Here is a 16,697-nt window from a genome sequence, read left to right as displayed (position 1 = left end):
TGGAGGAAACCGGGGCCGCATCAGCAGGTCTGAACAGCTTTGAACAAGCCTCAGTCCGTACCGAATTTGATCAGTTTGATGGCGTCAAAATCCTGTACGCCGCCGCCCACACGCTTGGTGGTGTAAAACAGCACATAGGGCTTGGCCGAATAGGGATCGCGCAGCACACGCACACCCGCACGATCAACCACCAGATAGCCACGGGAAAAATCGCCAAAGGCAATCGGCGTCTTGTCGGTGCCAATGTCAGGCATATCCTCGGCTTCAACCAGTGCAAACCCCATCAGCATGGCGCTTTGGCCGGGGCCTGCCGGCGGCTGCCAGATATAATTGCCGTCACTATCCTTGAGCTTGCGGATTGCCGCTTGCGTCTTGCGGTTCATCACCCAATGCGCATTCTGGCGATAACCGGCCTTCAACGCATAGACCGTATCAATCAAGATATCGGATTCATCATTAGCGGGAAAATCACCGGCCACACCGGTTGCCTTGTAGCCAATGGACCCCCAGGCCCAGGCGCTCTCATCGACAGTCGCATAATCGAGAAACCCTTTGGGCTGATTGATGCCATTTCCTGAAACAAAGGCTGCCCCTTCCTGCTCGGCAAAAGCTGCTTCCACCTCAGATGAAATCCACTGGTCAAGATCAACAATCGTATCTTCCAGCAGCGTCGCGGTTGCCGCTGGCATGGCGTAAAGCTCCATGGTCGGAAACTGCAATTCAGCCAAAGTCGCGGTATTGGTCTGTGTGCGCGCGGCCGTCTCCGCCACCCAGCCAACGGCTGGACCATTGATTGAAAAAGGCTTTTTCAACACGGCAGACGACACCTGCCGCACCGAAGCAATGGCGCGAATTGGCGACAAGGCAGCCAGGCGCTTGCCAATTTCAGTTTCCGTTTCCGGCGGCACCAGATAGCCACCATCCGGACCCGACCCATAAGACATGGCCTTGGTATCCAATGCGCGCAAATGGCGGTCATCGCCGCTACGCATATAAGCGTCAAAAGCCTGCTTGTGTTCACTGGGCAGCATCTGCTGCTCGCGGTCCAGAACCGGCCGCGCCCGCTTCAGGGACAATTGGTCGATTGTGCGTTTTTGCTCGTCGAGCGCCTGTGAGATGCGTTCCACCTTTTCGGTGGTCAACACATCCGCACCAAGACGGCTTTCCATTTCGGCAAGTTTTTCATCATTGCTTTGCCTGAAAGCCTCGAAGGTGGACATGAACTCGCCAAAGGCGTCCTTCAGATCCAGATGGTCGCCACTCATGGTCTTGGTCTCAAGCGGCTGAACAGATTGCGATGCACTCATAAAGAACGTCCTTTCGGGTTGATGATGTGAATGGCATGGTAAATTTCTGCGGCAAGCTGCTGCAGCCCCGTGTCTTTGCCACCAGTTTTTGGGCCGGCAGGCTTTTGCTGCGGCCGCGCCTTGACAGAAGCGATGCGGGCAGCAGGCTGCATGGGAAAGGTCACGACCGAGATTTCCCACAGATCGGCTTCGATGATATGGCGAATGCCACGGGTTACATTGCGTCGGGTGCGTTGCGCCTTGAAGCCAATGGAAAGCCCGTCCAGCGCACCGCTGCGCAACAGCGCCAGAACCTCAGTGGCGCGCTGCACACCCGGTGTCAGTTGACCGCGCACAAACAGGCCGCGCCGGTCCTCGCGGATTTCAGTCCAGATGCCGATGGGCTGTTCTGCATTATGCTGGTAAAGCATGCGGATGCCGGAAATCTTGCGCTGCCTGAGCGATCTGGAAAAAGCTCCCGGCTCCACCACATCCTTGCCCAGATCGACAATGCCAAACAGGCTGGCATAGCCGCAAAAATGGCCGTCGGCCTCCACCCTGTCCACGGCAAGATCGGCAAATTTGCGCTCAAGCTGTTTTCGGGCAGGATCAGTTGTCATGCTCATTTTCGCCTTTTTTCATACGGCGCAACTGCTCCGATCCGTATTGCTCCAAAAGCTTCAACACAAAACCCAGCGCCCACCAGGCGCAAAGGCTGGCCAGAGCCGAACCCATCAGCACCATTTCAAAAGAGCCGAGGCGCTCTTCAATGCCGAGATCATTTGCAACCTTGAGGCCAACCGTGCCGCCAAAAACGACGCCGCACATCACCCCCACAATGAAGCGTGATGCCGCCTCGCGCCGTCCTTGCGGCAGAATATAGACGAGCGAGGCCGCCGATCCGGCAATGGCCCCCATGCCTTTGGCCGCCCACAGCCAATTACCTTGCGACATGTCAGTCATGGCACGTCTCCTTCATCGACATGGCGCGGCTGATAACCCACAGCCTCGCGCTTTTCATCTTCACTCAAGAAGGAAGCAGCCTCCAGACGCGCCCACAGCCCGTCCCGGTCACGCGCCAGTCCCTCGATCCGGTCGGCGTCGTACCAGAGCCTCAAACCCGTCCCGAACACGGGTCCCAGCCAGGCCGAAAGGTCGCGGGCAGTGCGCGCCACCAGCGGCAGAACTGTCAGCCGATAAAAGGCCCGATTGGCTTCCTGATAATTGGCATAGGTATTGTCGCCGGGAATCCCCAGCAGCATGGGCGGCACGCCAAATGCCAGCGCAATGTCACGGCTGGCCGAATGTTTGGCCTCGACAAAATCCATGTCGCGCGGCGTCAGCCCCATCGCCTTCCAGTCAAGGCCGCCTTCCAGCAAAAGCGGCCGCCCGGCCCGTGTCGCACCTGAATAGCCATGCTCCAGTTCAGCTTTCAGCCGGTCAAACTGCTCGTCGGTGAGATTGCCGCCCTCTTTAGGGGCATAAACCAGCGCACCGGATGGTCGCGCCGAATTATCAAGCAGCGCCTTGTTCCAGCGCCCGGCAGCATTATGCGTATCAAGCGCCATGAGCGCTGCTTCCAGTGGCGGAAATCCGTAATGATCTTCCAGCGGATGAAACAGCGACAGATGAATTGCAGCGCCCGCATCAAGCATGATCCGCCGCTTTTGCGCCCCTTCCCGATGGTCAAGCGCCACCGGCCATCCGCTCGTATCGGTTGCCACACGCACCCGGTCGGGGCGCAAAAGATACAGTTCACGCGCCTCTATTGCTGCCTCGACCAGTTCGACATAGCCATTGCCGGATAAAAGCAGATGTCCGTAAAGCACCTCTAGAAAAGTAGCCCCCGCCTGCCGCTGGTTTGGCCGCTCCAGAAGATCAAGCAGTGGATGGGTTTCAATTTCGCGACTACCCTCATAAAGCAGCCAGGGAATATTTGCAGCCGCCTCAGCAATCAGCCGCACGGCCCGATGCACAATCGGATTGCGCATAAAACCTTCACGAGCCAATGTTGCATAATCGCGCCGGGTCCAGCTTGCCTCGCCTTGCGCATGAAATGCGATGAAACCAGTGCCAGCAGCTTCCTTGGTTTCAAGACGGGCACCACCATTGCCCGTATTTCGGGACCAGGGCCATTTCCAAGCCATTGCAAATCCTGTCAGTTAAAAATTTGAAATGATCTAAATAAGATCACGAATACGCGGTGCCGAAGCCCGACTTAATGTCAGTTCGGTAATGGCCCAGACCAGCGCATCCATACGGTCTGGTGAGCGGCGACCGGGCAATCCATCGGGGCCAAAATCGCACATTTCATCTTCCAGTTCAGGAAAGCGCACCGCATGGCGTACCCTGCCTTGCTGGTAAAGAGCCGCCACCGGCTCAGCCCGCAACCACTTGCCACGGCTGGCCCGCACCGGCTTTACCGGCACAGTCGGGTCAACCGTGTGCAGAACTGCGGTTGCCATTTCACCGCCCTGATTAACCTCAACCACAAGGCAATCTGCCTGTAGCCGGTGAAACAGGGCGATCGCCTTTGTCGCCCAGTGCCGGGGCTTTGCCGCACGCACGGTTTCATCCGCCAGCACCACGGCAAAACCTTGTGCATCCAGCCCTGCTGCAACAATCCCGCAGGCATCCGAAGTCCGGTGTGAACTTGCCGGTGGGTCAACCGCCACCACAATACGTTGCATCTGTTGAGAGGCAGAAGGCGCCAGCGCCTGTTCCAGCATGGAACGCGACCACAAGGCGTCCTCCCGGTCCTCGATCAGTTCACCATCCAGTTCCTGCCGGCCAAGCCGCGTGCCCTTGTAACGGCGCTCGATCGCCTCAATGAAACCGGGCGCCAGATTGGCGCGGTTTTCATGCGTGCCAAGCCTTGTCAGCATGATTGCGGGGTCCGCCAGCAAGCGCTTCATCAGCGGTGTTGGGCGCGGTGTGGTGGTCATCAACTGGCGTGGCCGCTCACCCAGCCGCAAGCCAAATTGCAACATGTCATAGGTTGCCTCGGCATTTTTCCATTTGGCCAGTTCATCGCACCAGGCAGCCGCAAATTGCGGCCCGCGCAAGCTTTCAGGGTCTTCCGAAGAAAATGCCTGCGCCACAGCCCCGCTTGGCCATAAAAGCCGCCGCCGTGAGGCCTCATAGCGGGGCCGGTCATCGCGGGCGACGCTGGCAATGCCAGATATGCCATCAATCATCACCTCACGCACATCACCCAGCGTCTCCCCCACCAGTGCAATCAGCCCATACCGGTTGCCGGGCCGCGCAAAAGGCGGCAGGCCCCGCGCCAATGCCATCACCCATTCCGCCCCCAGCCGGGTTTTGCCAGATCCTCGCCCACCCATCACCAGCCAGCCAGCCGGATCATGTCCCAGTTGAAGCTGATTGCCCCGCCCCTGCATCAGCCATTCACGAGCAGCTTTTCGTGCGGCTTGCGGCTGCAGATTTTTCCTCAACCATTCGCGCTGCGAGTTCCCCCGCAAGCTCGACAATACGCTCTTCGATCCGTCGCAGCGTCTCGGCAAGATTCTCATTATCCCTGATCTGATTCTCTTGGGCGGCCTCTTCCGGCCGCATGATCTCGCCAATCTTTTCCAGACCGCGGATCATGGCGATCAGTCCATCAATGGCGCTTTTATCGATAGCTGCGCCAGTTTCAGCGGCTTTTCCCAGTTCCTCAACTTTGCCAAGAACCATGCCGGCGGCTTTGCGAATGCGCACTGAAACATCCAGCGGGCCAGCCTCAACCAGCTTCCAGCCGCCTCTTGCCGCCAGACGCTGCAATCCGGCCTCAGATCTGCCACTGGCAAGCGCCAGAAGCTCGATTGTTGCATGTGCGCCTTCAGCCAGCATCCGCAATGCGTGCAAACGGACCCCCTGCCCGGTCGCTATTTCCGGCATGGTTCTTGCCCCATAAAAAAACCTGGAAAACCTGCTTTTAAATAAAGCCGTCAGCACCAGCCTGGAGCATTTTCGGTGAAAACAGGATCACCTCTAAAGTGAATACCCCAGACTGTTCTTTTGTGGACTTGGCCTGCGCCAGTCACAATTTCTTGACGATAACTGAACACTATCAGAACAGCGTTACGGTGTCAAGAATTTATTCCTAGGAATTTTTACTCTTTGCAAGAACCTGTCACAGCCGCATATTTCCCCTTGCCGGTCTTCACGCTATGAAGGAAAGTATGTAGATGGGCCCTTCTTGCCCCATGCAATCAGGCAGCTTACAAAATGGTCGCTCCTCCGGGGCCAGGAAAAAAACGTAATCGCATTGCCGCTTTTCTGCTGGCGGTTGACGCATGGCTTGATTCCACCCTTTATGAGGCCGGCTTCAAGCTGCGTGAATTCTGGGAATCTGCGACCATCTTCTTTCGCCGTTTCCGCGTCAAAGGCTGGCGGCGCGGGCTGATCGAACTGCTGAGCGAAGGCTTTTTTCTGGGTACGGCTGGCGCTGTTCTCATGCTCGCACTTGCCATTCCCGCTTTTGAGGAGACCGGCAAAGACTGGCGCGCCCAGGATGATTTTGCCATCACCTTCTTTGATCGCTATGGCAATGAAATCGGCCAGCGCGGGCTTATCCAGCGCGATTCCGTGCCGGTTGACCAGATGCCGGATCACGTCATCAAATCCGTTCTGGCCACCGAAGACCGCCGCTTTTTTGAACATTTCGGCATTGATTTTCTGGGCCTCATACGCGCCATGACAGAAAATATGCGCGCCAATTCCGTCGTTCAGGGCGGCTCCAGCATCACCCAGCAATTGGCCAAAAACCTGTTTTTGTCCAATGAGCGCACACTTGAACGCAAGATCAAGGAAGCGTTTTTGGCACTGTGGCTGGAGGCCAATCTTTCCAAGAAGGAAATTCTTCAGCTTTATCTGGACCGCTCCTATATGGGCGGCGGCACATTCGGCATTGAGGCAGCCGCTGATTTTTACTTCGACAAAAGCGTGCGCGACCTTGACTTGGCGGAAGCGGCCATGATGGCTGGCCTGTTCAAGGCCCCCAGCAAATATGCCCCGCATATCAATCTTCCGGCCGCCCGGGCGCGCGCCAATATTGTGTTGTCGAATTTGGTCGACAGCCACTTCATGAGTGAAGGTCAGGTCTTGCAGGCCCGCCGTCATCCGGCCGATGTCGTGGATCGTGACAATACCAAAAGCCCGGATTATTATCTCGACTGGGCTTTTGAGGAGGTGCGCAAACTGGCCGCAAAATCGCGCCAGCATTCATTGATTGCGCACACCACTTTTGACCCCAATATCCAGCAGGCTGCCGAGGAATCGCTGGAATTTCACCTGCGCCAATACGGCACGAGCTATAATGCCTCGCAAGGCGCCATCGTGGTGATTGAAAACAATGGTGCAGTGCGCGCCATTGTCGGCGGCCGCGACTATGGCGCCAGCCAGTTCAACCGCGCCACCAAGGCGTTGCGGCAATCCGGGTCCTCCTTCAAGGCCTATGTCTATGCGGCAGCCGTCGAACATGGCTTTACCCCCGACACCATTGTTTCGGGCGCGCCGGTCAGTTGGGGCAACTGGCATCCGGGCAATTATAATGGCGCCTCTGCCGGTCGCATGAGCCTGACCACGGCATTCGTCAAGTCGATCAACACCGTGCCTGTGCGGCTGGCGAAAGACAATCTGGGCATCAAGCCGATCAAGGAACTGGCCGAGGCGATGGGTGTGGAATCACCTTTGGAATCGCATCGCACCATGGTGCTTGGCACATCCGGCATGACCGTCATGGATCAGGCCACCGGCTATAGCGTCTTTCCACAAGACGGCATGAGTGGCACCCGCCATGGGCTGACCCAGCTTGTCACCCACACCGGCGACGTCATCTATGACTTTGCCAAGGACAGCCCTGCCCCCCATCGTGTCCTGTCAGAGCAAGCCACATCCTATATGAACACCATGCTGGTTCAGGTTCCCGTCATCGGCACGGCAAGGCGCGCGGCCCTTCCCGGCATTGTCTCCGGCGGCAAGACCGGCACCAGCCAGTCCTATCGCGATGCGTGGTATGTCGGCTTTACCGGCAATTATACCGCCGCCGTCTGGATCGGAAACGATGATTACACCCCCACGCGCGGCATGACCGGCGGCACAATGCCCGCCATGATCTGGCAACGCCTGATGGCCTATGCGCATCAAAATATCGACCTGAAACCCATTCCCGGAATTGCCCACCCCTTTGTCGATGCCACCATTGCCGCCAAGGCGCAGGAAGCGGCCAAGGCAGCCGCACAGGCACAGGCTGACCGCGAAGCTGCCGAGCGGCCGCTGGTCCTGAGCAATGGCAGCACCCGGCTTTTGCGTCAGATGAACCAGAAATTCCTGTCAGCCCCGACCTTGCGCCCGAATACAAAGCCGGAAACGGTGTCGTCCTTATGAGAATCCGGAATTGCTGCCGATGCTGAAAAAGGCAGCGCTTGTCCTTATTGTGCTCTTCATCGCCATTGGCGGCGGCGCTGCCAGCGTCTGGTATGCCTTGCATACGCAAAAGGGTGTCGGCGCCATTTCTGTCGGCCCCTGGACTGCTTTTCCCGATATTGGCTCTGTACAGGCCGACCCTTACACAAATGCCCGCATTGTACGTGAAGGCGTTCTGGCGCTTGGCCGTGCCGAAGGGCTTGCTTTCATTGCCGAATATGATTCCAGCGGCCAGCCCTTGTTGCGCCAGTGCAGCTATCGCATCGAAGGGCAATTGCCTGTTGCCCGGTTCTGGACCCTTTATGCGGCAGACCAGTCCTTAAATGTCATCAATACCCGGAAATTGCGCCCGGCTGCCCTGCATTCCCATCAGGTGCTGCGCAAACCGGATAATTCCGTAAAAATCACAGCATCCAGCCACCCCTCCCCCGGCAACTGGCTGCTGACGGTGGGGAATGGACCGCTATATTTCGTGCTCAGTTTCTACGACACCCCCATCGCCAACAGTACGGGCCTTTCAGACATTGCAATGCCGCACATCATCAGGGGCAATTGCAATGCGTAAGCTGTTCTATGCTGTATTGGTCGGGCTTGTCGGAGCGGGCATCATCCATATTCTGGTGCTGATGATGGTGCCTGACCTGTCCGAGCGCGATGCCTGGTCGCGTCTTGCCATGGCGTCGGGCCTGTATCGAATGAGTGCACTCGAAGCTGAAACCGGCGGTCAACCGGTGGTCAAATCCGTTGATCCGCTGTTTCTTGCTGCTGCCTGCCGGTTTGATCTTGCCGACGGCATGGTTCAGGTCAAAGCGCCCGGAACAGTGCCATTCTGGTCAATGTCGATCTATAATCGCAATGGCCACAATATCTACAGCCTCAATGATCACAGCGCCACCAATGGCAGGCTGGATCTGGTTGCGCTGACACCAGCCCAGATGCTGGAGATAAGACGGCAGATGCCGGAGGATCTTGATACTGCCATTTTAGTGGAAACGCCAATCACCCAAGGCATTCTTGTGGTGCGCGCATTTGTTCCCGATGAAAGCTGGCGTCCTGCTGTTACACGATTTCTGGAACAAAGTTCCTGCCTGCTGAAAGTACTCTAACATATAACACCTGCCAGACTGTGCCCGAGGGTTAACGGAGCGCTAACGGATCCCGGCTAATTTGATCCTGTTTTGCTGCGCAGCCCCTGTTGGCCTGCGGGTTTCATGACGAGTCGTTTTAAGGCGTATTCAGGTGTCAGCATCGGATTTCCGGAAAATCGCGATAGGCAAGGAAGCTGGCAAAGCCGAGCGTCTGTTTCGTGCAGCCATATCCGCCTATTGCGCACTGACCCGCCCTGCGCGCCGGGACATTGTGCAACTCGACGATCTCACCTTGCCCTTGTATGATGAGGTTTCTGCCGAAGGGCGGCGCTTTGCTGCGGCTGCTTTGTCTGAATGTGAAAGCGCACCTCCGGGACTGGTCAAACGTCTGGCCCATGAAGCTGTTGAAATTTCCGCCCCGCTGCTGATCCGCTCGCGCGCCCTCAATGATGTCGAGCTTATCGCGCTGATCGGACGTCATGGCCTGCCCCATGCCCTCGCCATTGGCCAGCGCAAAAACCTTCACCCGACAATTGCAAGTCTTGTTTGTGCATTAGAGCGCCGTGCGTCCTGTCGGACGCACAAAGGACGCTCTAACTCTTTGAATGAGCATCGGAATTATCCAAAAACCGATTCCACTTTTTGGTCCGATACTCTAAGCAAACCTGCCCGGCAATCAAGCCCGAAAACAGGCCCATACAAAAAGCCAGCCATTGATCAGGCCCGCAGCCAGCTTAGAACCATGATGGCTGACGGGCCGCAGGCGTCTTTTTCTGTCACACCGGCTACGTCCCAAACAGTCAGCAAGTTGCTTAAGGCAGCGCTCGACCCTGATAACAGCCTGTTCCCCACAGCCCTTGCACACATTTTGAATGTTGCACCGGAAATCTCTGAGAAAATTGCAGCATCGGCTGATCATTTTTTGCTGCTTGCCGCCTTGCGGGCACTGGAACTGAAAGAAGCCGAGGCGTTTCTCATTCTCAGCGCCGCTTTACCCGGCTCTTTTCCTGATATTGGCAGCATACGGCTATTTATCGAGCGCTACCGAAACCTTACTCCATTGGCTGCCACCGCAAAAATTGCGTCACTGCTGACAAACGATGGCAATCAAGGTACCGCACACACACAGACGCTGCGCGCCAGCTAAAGTATTTTGCAGCCAGATGGTGCCATCTGCGCTCACAAAATGCTTTAATTTCAATCTGCCAGCAGAATCAGGTCCTCAACGGGCAGCGAGCCGGATTCAATCTCCACCACCCATATATCAGGGTCAAAACGCTGCTCTTTTTCAAGGCGTTTCTCCAGCTCTTCAGGCATTTGTCCCTCGCCAATCCGCACAAACAGCCGCTCATTTGGTCGGGAACCATCATAGCTGGTTTGCGGAGCAGGCCCATAAAGCGCCAGTTCTCCCAAACGGTTGCGGGAAAGAACAAAGGCAGCCCCCGCCTCACTGGAGCCGCGCTTCAAAATAGCAGCAAAGCCACCAGAGCCAAACACGCGGCGCACCAGTGCAGCCGCCCAAAGATCGGTTGTTATGCGCATGTCAGATACTAGACCTCAAAACACGGTCAGGTTTTAGAGAATTTCTTGTCTCGTCGGAAACAGATAAAATGCTCTATTGCGTCAGCCCCACATCACGCATTCTGGCATAGACAGCAGCATCAGGCTCGCCGGTTACAGCAAGACCGAAGATCGACTGGAATTCACTGATTGCCGCTCTGGTGCGGGCGCCAGCAATGCCATCGACCTCAATATCAGCATTGCCAAAAGCGCGCAGCCCCATCTGAATCCTTGAAATCCGTTCCGTTGCAGAAGCAGGTTCACCTGCCACTCTTACCGACGCGGTCATCTCATTACGATTGGCCGGAACCGGAACGATGGTCATGGGCGATGCGCCAAGCTGCTCCAGCAATGCATCATCGATCACCCCGGTTTCAGCCAGCCCGACCTTGCGCTGATAGGTGGCAATGGCGTCGCGCGTATTGGGTCCGCTCAAGCCATCCGGCTCAGCCGAATAAAAACCCAGATCGCGCAAGGTCAGTTGCACCTGTCGCACCAGCGGGTCACCCGCTATCCCCTCGGGCCGGTCTGCCGGTTCCGGTCGTATGATATTGATGGTCGTTGATGGCTCATCAATCACGGAAACAGGAAAGCCTTCGACGCTTCTGGTGGCAAAAAAGGCACCAGAATGGGCAAAGGGCTGATACCAGAGCGCATTTGCCGACACATAAAACAATGTTACAAAGAACGCTGTCGAGCTGCCAACCAGAACGGGATTGCGCGAAATCGCGCCCCCCAGCGCCATTGCCCCACGCTGGATCATGCCCACACGCTGTACCGGCTTCTTTTTTACCTTAGCCCGTTTTACGGAGCGAGCCATTCATCTTCTCATTCTTGTTACTGATCTGTGCGGCCTGTGCCTGTGCCTGCGCCTGTTCTTGAACCTGCGCCAGAACCACCAGCCTGTCCTTATCCGCCTGTGGCCCATCAACTGGAATGCTTATTGAAACCGTTGTCCCCTCTCCTGGTACACTGTCGATGGAAAAGGTGCCTTCATGCAGCTTTACCAGCCCCTTGACCAGTGACAGCCCCAGCCCTGCCCCCTCAAAGCTGCGTGTATAATCATTTTGCACCTGAACAAAAGGCTGTCCGATCCGGGCCAGATCATCTTGTGCAATACCGATCCCGGTGTCGCTGACCCAAAAATGCAGCCGCGACCCGACCCGCTGCGCACCAATCATCACCTGGCCGCCCTGAGGCGTGAACTTGATGGCATTGGAAGCCAGATTGATCAGGATCTGCTGAATGGCACGGCGGTCGCCATTCACGTCCCCCATATCGGGAGTAACCCGCATTTCCAGTTTGACATCCTTGTTTTCAGCCTGCAACTGCATCATCGAGCGGCACATTTCGGCAGCTTCCATGAAGCAAAATGGTTCTGGATTGGTACGGTAAGCGCCCGCCTCAATGCGCGAAACATCCAGGATCGAGGTCACGACCTCCAGCAGATGCTGCCCCGAATCACGCACTAGGGTCACATATTCTTTCTGGCGCGGGTCCTTGAACGGCCCAAACATCTCATGCAGCAGCATATCGGAAAAGCCGAGAATGGCATTCAGGGGTGTGCGCAATTCATGGCTGACAGCAGCCAGAAACCGGCTTTTTGTCACTTCAGCATTGACGACATTTTCTTGTGCCTCATCCAGCGCCTGCCTTAAACTGACCAGTTCGCAATTGTCACGCAACAGCCCTAAGAAAACATCACCTTCTGCATCATTCTTGTGCAGTTCCAGAATGAAAGAGCGAAAGCCGACATCCTCACCTGCCACTTTCGGCAAGCGAAGCCGTATGTCTGCGGCCACTTTTTCCGCCCCGTCGCGCATATCGGCAAGCGCGTTCAAATAGCCAATCCGGTCGGCAATATGGATACGCTCAAATAAAGCCTCACCCAGCATCAGGTCAGGTGCAAGCCCAAGCACATGATGCGTATGCGCACCAGCATTGAGCACATCGCCTTGTCTGTTAAAATACAGCAACGCAGCATTTGCCAGCTTTTCAATGTCTGGTTCAAAACCTGATTCTGTTCTGGCCGCTCCTTGATGGAATATATTTTTGCGGGGAATAAATGTGGCCGCCCATGCCAGTGGCGCCAGCCAGTGCCAGAATGCCGGCTGGCCAAGGCCGGACATGCCCGTCTCTTTCAGCAAAAGGGGAATAAAAGCACCCAAAAAACCGGCCACCACGCTGGCTGCCACTCCGGCGACCAGCCAGCGTCGGGAGCGGCTGACCCAGAAGGCTTCTGCAGCAGGAACCGCCAGCAGCAAAGCCATCGGCGAAGCCACCCCGCCTGAAAAAGCCACCAGAACACCGATGACAAGCGCCGAAACAGCAAGAACCGCGCCCCCGATCAGCCCATCGCGCCCTGTAACCGACACCAGCAATGCTGCCAGCCAGAACATCCCAAACACAGCCAGAATTGTGGCAAGGGTTATCGATGCACCAAGGCTGGCGGTCACCAGCATGACGGCACTTGCCGCCACAAAAAACGGCGCGACAAACATGAAGCCGATAAAGCGCGCGTGACGTGTGCGCACATCTTCCCTGCTTACCCGGCCATCCACCAGACGCGTGCAGCTTTTTGCAACCGCATCAGGCAAACCAGCATATCTTGCTGCAACTGAACTCAACTTTACGCCTCACACAGACCCGCATTTGCAGATCATTCCTGATCGGCTCTGAAAATCGCATCCAGCCTTTAAGGAATGGATAAAGCTGAATGCCCAAGACGCAATTTGACGCTTTATTTCCAAAAAATGCGCCTGAATGACCAGCAATTTGCCCTATGGTAAATGACTGGTTAGCCATCAATGCAATCTTAAAGAGTGATGTTGAGCCTGTTCATATGCTAAAGGCTTAATTTTTTGCAGTGTCGCGCTCCGGCTCCATTTTGAACAAGCAGCCCGAACCTGGGCAAAATAGGCTTTAATTCAAATTTTAATAAAATTACCCGACAAGTTGAAATGCCTCTTTGGGATGATCTGGCTAAAATCATCCGGCTTTAAATATTTCAAAAATGAAGGCCATTATGGGTTTCCTGATCAGATTTGCGTTCTGGTTCTCGCTGGTCCTGCTGGCGCTGCCCTTCGATACGGGGCCAGACGACTATGCCCGTGAAAGCGTCAATCCTGTACAGACACTGTTTTTACCCGGCGATGCGGCGGGCGATCTTGTAAACATATGCAAAGACCAGCCCGAAATCTGCAAAACAGGCGTCTCTACAGTTCACACCATCACCGAACAGGCTAAAATCATAGTGGATCTGGCCCGCACCCTGGTTGAAGATACGCCCAAAAAGCAGCCTGAAACACCACAAGACCCTGTAATGACGGGCAGCGTTTCAACGAATAACTGATTTATCTGCCATCCTGCGCCTGTCACAAACCAGCATTTTACATTTTTTTACGTGACGTGCCAGCTTACCCGCACTATACCCGACAGCATGACGATCCAAAGCATCATTGAAGATTTTTCTCTGCTCGACGATTGGGAAGAGCGCTATCGCTATGTCATCGAACTTGGGGAGGCCCTTCCCGAGTTTCCACAAAGCGAGCGTACGGGAGAAAACAAGGTGCCAGGCTGCGTCAGCCAGGTCTGGCTGACGACAGAATATGGCAAGGGTGATGATCCCAAAATCATTTTTCGCGGCGATTCCGACGCACATATTGTACGCGGCCTTGTCGCCATTCTGCTGGCCCTTTATTCGGGTCAGAATGCCAGCCAAATTCTGGACATTGATGCGGAAGCTGTTTTACGCAAACTCGGGCTTGATGAGCACCTGACCCCGCAGCGCTCCAATGGCCTGCGCTCCATGGTCAACCGCATCCGCACAGATGCGCACAATAGCCGTCAGACCGTTTGAATTTTTTCCCAGTTCAAGGCCCGTGAAGGCTTGGCCGATAATCTTGCGCGCCCCAATGCAGCAGGCGTGTCGGCGCCGTTTTTGCCGATCCTGCATGTGGCCAGTAGTGGCGCGCCAGAGCACATAATGCACTTTTGAGCATAATCTTGCCTGAGCGGACCGGCCAGGCGCGTTCAATCTCCACCTTTTCCATGCCTTTCAGGAAGCAGCAAACATCGATCAACACCCCCGAAAGCTCCGGTCCCACGGCATGGATCGCCTTTTCAACCCGCATGCGTGCAGCAAGGGCTGCATCGGTCAATTCCGTTATGCCACCAGCGCCAGAGCGCTTTCCTGATGCAACACTGGCAATCCAGTTGGCGCCCAGCCGCGGCATGATCTGGCCGCGTGTATAGTCCGCGCGCAGCCGCTCACCGGCCTCAAATTCGCGTTGCTCCAGAAATGGCTGACCGGCCTTGTTGCGCAACCGCATTAATTGCCCCAGCGGCGATTCCGACAAATTGGCCAGAACCGGGCGCACTTGCCGATCTTCAGCAATATGGACAATTCCCAGATCCCGGCTGCCCGTTTGCCCCTCGCGGGCAACAGAAAGCGCGCGCGTCATCTCAAATCCGGTTCGCGTCAGTGCAAGTTCTGTTTCCTTCACACTGACAATGCCTTGCATGACCAGCCAGTCCAGCACGTTTTTTTCAACTGAAACAGCGCCTCTTTCATCCGCCTCAATGAGAAGCAGGTCGCCTTTGGCGGCCTGGGCAATCTGTCCAGAACCTTTGGCCAGAAACATCATCAGACGCTGCGGCAATTGTGTGAAATCTTTCTGCACTGCTCAATAACCTCCACGGTTGCGAAATGCCGCGGCGGCGATCTGTTCAAACATATGCACCACACGGTCAAATTCGGGATCATCGCGCAACTCTTCAATGATCTGGCAGGCATGCATGACCGTCGTGCGATCTCGCCCAAAGCCACGTCCCACATCCGTCATGGTCAGACTTAACACCACATGGGCAACATACATGGAAATCTGGCGCACGCGCGACACCGGCTGTGAAGTCCGGCCGGGTTTGCGCAACTCTTTCGATGACAGCGCAAAAAGTGCTGCGGCCATATCAATCAGGCATTCACACAGTTCCAGCGCAATCTCATCCTTGCGCTTTGGCAAGATGTGCACAGAACCGTCCCTCACGGGCTGGTTTACAGCCAAATGAACGGGATCATCAGGGATTACAGCAATATTTTCCTGCACAAGGCTCCTCCATAATAGGAATATTTTCTTTATAGGAGACTGCGAGCCACATGTGAACAAACAAAGAACATTTACTTTGGCGAATTCCGCTTAAAGCATTGATATTCAAGTCCATCTGATTTCTGTGCATGAGCAAACAAGCAATTTTACTCCCCGTCGCGGCAGGCGGGTGGAAAGTAAAACACTTGTTTTGCGGAGAAGATGAATGCGAGCACTGCAACGCGATGCCGGACAATTTGCAGCCTATAAGCAAAAAAGCGCGAAGGAAGCAGGTCAGCGAGTGGCTTTAAGACTGCTCTGCGGGCTTGATCTGGAAGAACTGACAGCCTGTTCGGCTTCAGAAAGAATCAAGCTAGTTGAGCGCCTCGACCGGTTGCTGAAACGCGAACGCCTCAAGGGGCTGAAGAAACATTGGAGCTATGATCTCAACCGCCACATTGCCTTGAAACAGGCTCGCGACCGGCTGCGCGCCCTCAAGCCTGTCTCTCAAACCGGGAACCAGCTTCCAGAATAAAGGCAGATATGAAAATAAAAAACGGCGCCTTTCAGCGCCGTTTTATCCTGCACCATCAAAAAAAAGATCAGGCCCCGGCACGCTTGCGCCCCAGCCCCATCTTCTTGGCAAGGTCGGAGCGGGCTGCCGCATAGTTTGGCGCAACCATGGGATAATTGGCATCCAGACCCCATTTCTGGCGATATTCCTCAGGTGTCAGCCCAAAATGGGCCATCAGATGGCGCTTGAGCGACTTGAATTTTTTGCCATCCTCCAGACAGATAATGTAATCATCATGGATGGATTTCTTCGGATTGACGGCAGGTTTTTGCGCCTCCGGCAATTGCGGCTCAGGCGCAGCAGCATTTTCAATACGCCCAAGAGCGGCATGAATATCTGCAATCAGGCCCGGCAAGTCCGACACGGGCACCGAATTATTGCTCACATAAGCTGCCACAATATCAGTTGTAAGCTCAATCAGCCCATTGGTCGTGTTCAAAGCGGCTTCCACATTGTTCATGTATAAGGTCCTGACAGGAGACGTATTGACAGCGCCGCCGATCTTGTCAGCGCACTTTACGGATTCCAGATGTTGAAACTGGATATGAAGATTCGCAATCTGCATCGAACCCATGAGCGGATATAACATTCAAGTCAACAACTTGCTGACTTCGAAAAACTGTAACTCCTTGTCAAAATCCTCCAGACCGGACTTGAACCTTAATGCCGGTCATGA

General features: G+C 55.5%; 19 protein-coding genes. 7 read left to right on the top strand and 12 right to left on the bottom strand.

Annotated elements, in window-relative coordinates:
* Positions 1 to 50: 50 nt before the first annotated feature.
* The 6 genes from ACFPLB_RS05115 to ACFPLB_RS05090 are packed head-to-tail and all read right to left on the bottom strand — an operon-like array spanning position 51 to position 5,186.
* The gene (locus ACFPLB_RS05115; protein ID WP_378228266.1) at positions 51 to 1,307 is read right to left on the bottom strand and encodes a phage major capsid protein; all 1,257 of its coding nucleotides are present in this window, start codon (positions 1,305 to 1,307) and stop codon (positions 51 to 53) included.
* On the bottom strand, positions 1,304 to 1,906 hold the full coding sequence (locus ACFPLB_RS05110; RefSeq protein ID WP_378228265.1) for an HK97 family phage prohead protease: 603 nt from the start codon (positions 1,904 to 1,906) through the stop codon (positions 1,304 to 1,306). Before ACFPLB_RS05110 ends, ACFPLB_RS05115 begins: the two co-directional genes overlap by 4 nt.
* Positions 1,896 to 2,249 (bottom strand): DUF6107 family protein, encoded by a 354-nt coding sequence (locus tag ACFPLB_RS05105; RefSeq protein WP_378228264.1) that lies wholly within the window; start codon positions 2,247 to 2,249, stop codon positions 1,896 to 1,898. Before ACFPLB_RS05105 ends, ACFPLB_RS05110 begins: the two co-directional genes overlap by 11 nt.
* The gene (locus ACFPLB_RS05100) at positions 2,246 to 3,433 is read right to left on the bottom strand and encodes a phage portal protein (RefSeq protein ID WP_378228263.1); all 1,188 of its coding nucleotides are present in this window, start codon (positions 3,431 to 3,433) and stop codon (positions 2,246 to 2,248) included. The genes ACFPLB_RS05105 and ACFPLB_RS05100 overlap by 4 nt, the downstream gene beginning before the upstream one ends.
* Positions 3,434 to 3,466: 33 nt before the next feature.
* Positions 3,467 to 4,687, bottom strand: a complete 1,221-nt coding sequence (locus ACFPLB_RS05095) for a DNA-packaging protein (RefSeq protein WP_378228390.1) — start codon at positions 4,685 to 4,687, stop codon at positions 3,467 to 3,469.
* Between the two features lie 7 nt (positions 4,688 to 4,694).
* Entirely contained in the window at positions 4,695 to 5,186 is a 492-nt protein-coding gene (locus ACFPLB_RS05090) for a hypothetical protein (protein WP_378228262.1), read from the bottom strand.
* Between the two features lie 330 nt (positions 5,187 to 5,516).
* Between ACFPLB_RS05090 and ACFPLB_RS05085 the strand changes: the two genes are divergently transcribed.
* The 4 genes from ACFPLB_RS05085 to ACFPLB_RS05070 all read left to right on the top strand — a co-directional run bounded on the left by ACFPLB_RS05085 (position 5,517) and on the right by ACFPLB_RS05070 (position 9,950).
* Positions 5,517 to 7,676 (top strand): transglycosylase domain-containing protein, encoded by a 2,160-nt coding sequence (locus tag ACFPLB_RS05085; protein ID WP_378228261.1) that lies wholly within the window; start codon positions 5,517 to 5,519, stop codon positions 7,674 to 7,676.
* Between the two features lie 19 nt (positions 7,677 to 7,695).
* Positions 7,696 to 8,280 (top strand): DUF1214 domain-containing protein, encoded by a 585-nt coding sequence (locus ACFPLB_RS05080; RefSeq protein ID WP_378228260.1) that lies wholly within the window; start codon positions 7,696 to 7,698, stop codon positions 8,278 to 8,280.
* On the top strand, positions 8,273 to 8,821 hold the full coding sequence (locus tag ACFPLB_RS05075) for a DUF1254 domain-containing protein (protein WP_378228259.1): 549 nt from the start codon (positions 8,273 to 8,275) through the stop codon (positions 8,819 to 8,821). Before ACFPLB_RS05080 ends, ACFPLB_RS05075 begins: the two co-directional genes overlap by 8 nt.
* Before the next feature lie 133 nt (positions 8,822 to 8,954).
* Entirely contained in the window at positions 8,955 to 9,950 is a 996-nt protein-coding gene (locus ACFPLB_RS05070; protein ID WP_378228258.1) for a hypothetical protein, read from the top strand.
* Positions 9,951 to 10,000: 50 nt separating this feature from the next.
* Here the strand turns inward: ACFPLB_RS05070 and ACFPLB_RS05065 are convergent, their stop codons facing one another.
* The 3 genes from ACFPLB_RS05065 to ACFPLB_RS05055 all read right to left on the bottom strand — a co-directional run bounded on the left by ACFPLB_RS05065 (position 10,001) and on the right by ACFPLB_RS05055 (position 12,897).
* Positions 10,001 to 10,345 carry a DUF1491 family protein gene (locus ACFPLB_RS05065; RefSeq protein WP_378228257.1) on the bottom strand — a complete coding sequence of 115 codons (345 nt, stop codon included), beginning with the start codon at positions 10,343 to 10,345 and terminating at the stop codon, positions 10,001 to 10,003.
* Positions 10,346 to 10,418: 73 nt separating this feature from the next.
* Complete coding sequence (locus ACFPLB_RS05060) at positions 10,419 to 11,183, bottom strand: peptidoglycan-binding domain-containing protein (protein ID WP_378228256.1); 765 nt, start codon at positions 11,181 to 11,183, stop codon at positions 10,419 to 10,421.
* Entirely contained in the window at positions 11,158 to 12,897 is a 1,740-nt protein-coding gene (locus ACFPLB_RS05055; RefSeq protein ID WP_378228255.1) for a sensor histidine kinase, read from the bottom strand. The genes ACFPLB_RS05060 and ACFPLB_RS05055 overlap by 26 nt, the downstream gene beginning before the upstream one ends.
* Before the next feature lie 491 nt (positions 12,898 to 13,388).
* On the opposite strand from ACFPLB_RS05055, the gene ACFPLB_RS05050 reads away from it, so the two are divergent.
* Positions 13,389 to 13,715, top strand: coding sequence for a DUF5330 domain-containing protein (locus ACFPLB_RS05050; RefSeq protein WP_378228254.1), 327 nt, complete (start codon positions 13,389 to 13,391; stop codon positions 13,713 to 13,715).
* An 87-nt stretch (positions 13,716 to 13,802) separates the two neighbouring features.
* A complete protein-coding gene (locus tag ACFPLB_RS05045) occupies positions 13,803 to 14,222 on the top strand; it encodes a SufE family protein (RefSeq protein ID WP_378228253.1) in 420 nt (139 codons plus the stop codon).
* Between the two features lie 13 nt (positions 14,223 to 14,235).
* Here the strand turns inward: ACFPLB_RS05045 and ACFPLB_RS05040 are convergent, their stop codons facing one another.
* On the bottom strand, positions 14,236 to 15,045 hold the full coding sequence (locus ACFPLB_RS05040; protein WP_378228252.1) for a DUF6456 domain-containing protein: 810 nt from the start codon (positions 15,043 to 15,045) through the stop codon (positions 14,236 to 14,238).
* A 3-nt stretch (positions 15,046 to 15,048) separates the two neighbouring features.
* Positions 15,049 to 15,393, bottom strand: coding sequence for a helix-turn-helix domain-containing protein (locus ACFPLB_RS05035; protein WP_378228251.1), 345 nt, complete (start codon positions 15,391 to 15,393; stop codon positions 15,049 to 15,051).
* A gap of 280 nt (positions 15,394 to 15,673) precedes the next feature.
* On the opposite strand from ACFPLB_RS05035, the gene ACFPLB_RS05030 reads away from it, so the two are divergent.
* Positions 15,674 to 15,982: a cytoplasmic protein gene (locus ACFPLB_RS05030; RefSeq protein WP_378228250.1), complete on the top strand. Its 309-nt coding sequence runs from the start codon at positions 15,674 to 15,676 to the stop codon at positions 15,980 to 15,982.
* A 67-nt stretch (positions 15,983 to 16,049) separates the two neighbouring features.
* Here the strand turns inward: ACFPLB_RS05030 and ACFPLB_RS05025 are convergent, their stop codons facing one another.
* Positions 16,050 to 16,481, bottom strand: a complete 432-nt coding sequence (locus ACFPLB_RS05025; protein WP_378228249.1) for a Ros/MucR family transcriptional regulator — start codon at positions 16,479 to 16,481, stop codon at positions 16,050 to 16,052.
* Positions 16,482 to 16,697: the final 216 nt, after the last annotated feature.

The organism is Aquamicrobium segne, from assembly GCF_042656785.1.
GTDB lineage: Bacteria > Pseudomonadota > Alphaproteobacteria > Rhizobiales > Rhizobiaceae > Mesorhizobium > Mesorhizobium segne.
Note: the sequence above shows the minus strand (reverse complement) of the source record. Positions and strands in the feature narration are given on the sequence as shown.

Bases quoted from the DNA above. Each gene is read 5' to 3' on its own strand.
- ACFPLB_RS05115 (WP_378228266.1), bottom strand. From the start codon at position 1,307: ATGAGTGCATCGCAATCTGTTCAGCCGCTTGAGACCAAGACCATGAGT.
- ACFPLB_RS05110 (WP_378228265.1), bottom strand. From the start codon at position 1,906: ATGACAACTGATCCTGCCCGAAAACAGCTTGAGCGCAAATTTGCCGAT.
- ACFPLB_RS05105 (WP_378228264.1), bottom strand. From the start codon at position 2,249: ATGACTGACATGTCGCAAGGTAATTGGCTGTGGGCGGCCAAAGGCATG.
- ACFPLB_RS05100 (WP_378228263.1), bottom strand. From the start codon at position 3,433: ATGGCTTGGAAATGGCCCTGGTCCCGAAATACGGGCAATGGTGGTGCC.
- ACFPLB_RS05095 (WP_378228390.1), bottom strand. From the start codon at position 4,687: ATGCAGGGGCGGGGCAATCAGCTTCAACTGGGACATGATCCGGCTGGC.
- ACFPLB_RS05090 (WP_378228262.1), bottom strand. From the start codon at position 5,186: ATGCCGGAAATAGCGACCGGGCAGGGGGTCCGTTTGCACGCATTGCGG.
- ACFPLB_RS05085 (WP_378228261.1), top strand. From the start codon at position 5,517: ATGGTCGCTCCTCCGGGGCCAGGAAAAAAACGTAATCGCATTGCCGCT.
- ACFPLB_RS05080 (WP_378228260.1), top strand. From the start codon at position 7,696: ATGCTGAAAAAGGCAGCGCTTGTCCTTATTGTGCTCTTCATCGCCATT.
- ACFPLB_RS05075 (WP_378228259.1), top strand. From the start codon at position 8,273: ATGCGTAAGCTGTTCTATGCTGTATTGGTCGGGCTTGTCGGAGCGGGC.
- ACFPLB_RS05065 (WP_378228257.1), bottom strand. From the start codon at position 10,345: ATGCGCATAACAACCGATCTTTGGGCGGCTGCACTGGTGCGCCGCGTG.
- ACFPLB_RS05060 (WP_378228256.1), bottom strand. From the start codon at position 11,183: ATGGCTCGCTCCGTAAAACGGGCTAAGGTAAAAAAGAAGCCGGTACAG.
- ACFPLB_RS05050 (WP_378228254.1), top strand. From the start codon at position 13,389: ATGGGTTTCCTGATCAGATTTGCGTTCTGGTTCTCGCTGGTCCTGCTG.
- ACFPLB_RS05045 (WP_378228253.1), top strand. From the start codon at position 13,803: ATGACGATCCAAAGCATCATTGAAGATTTTTCTCTGCTCGACGATTGG.
- ACFPLB_RS05030 (WP_378228250.1), top strand. From the start codon at position 15,674: ATGCGAGCACTGCAACGCGATGCCGGACAATTTGCAGCCTATAAGCAA.
- ACFPLB_RS05025 (WP_378228249.1), bottom strand. From the start codon at position 16,481: ATGAACAATGTGGAAGCCGCTTTGAACACGACCAATGGGCTGATTGAG.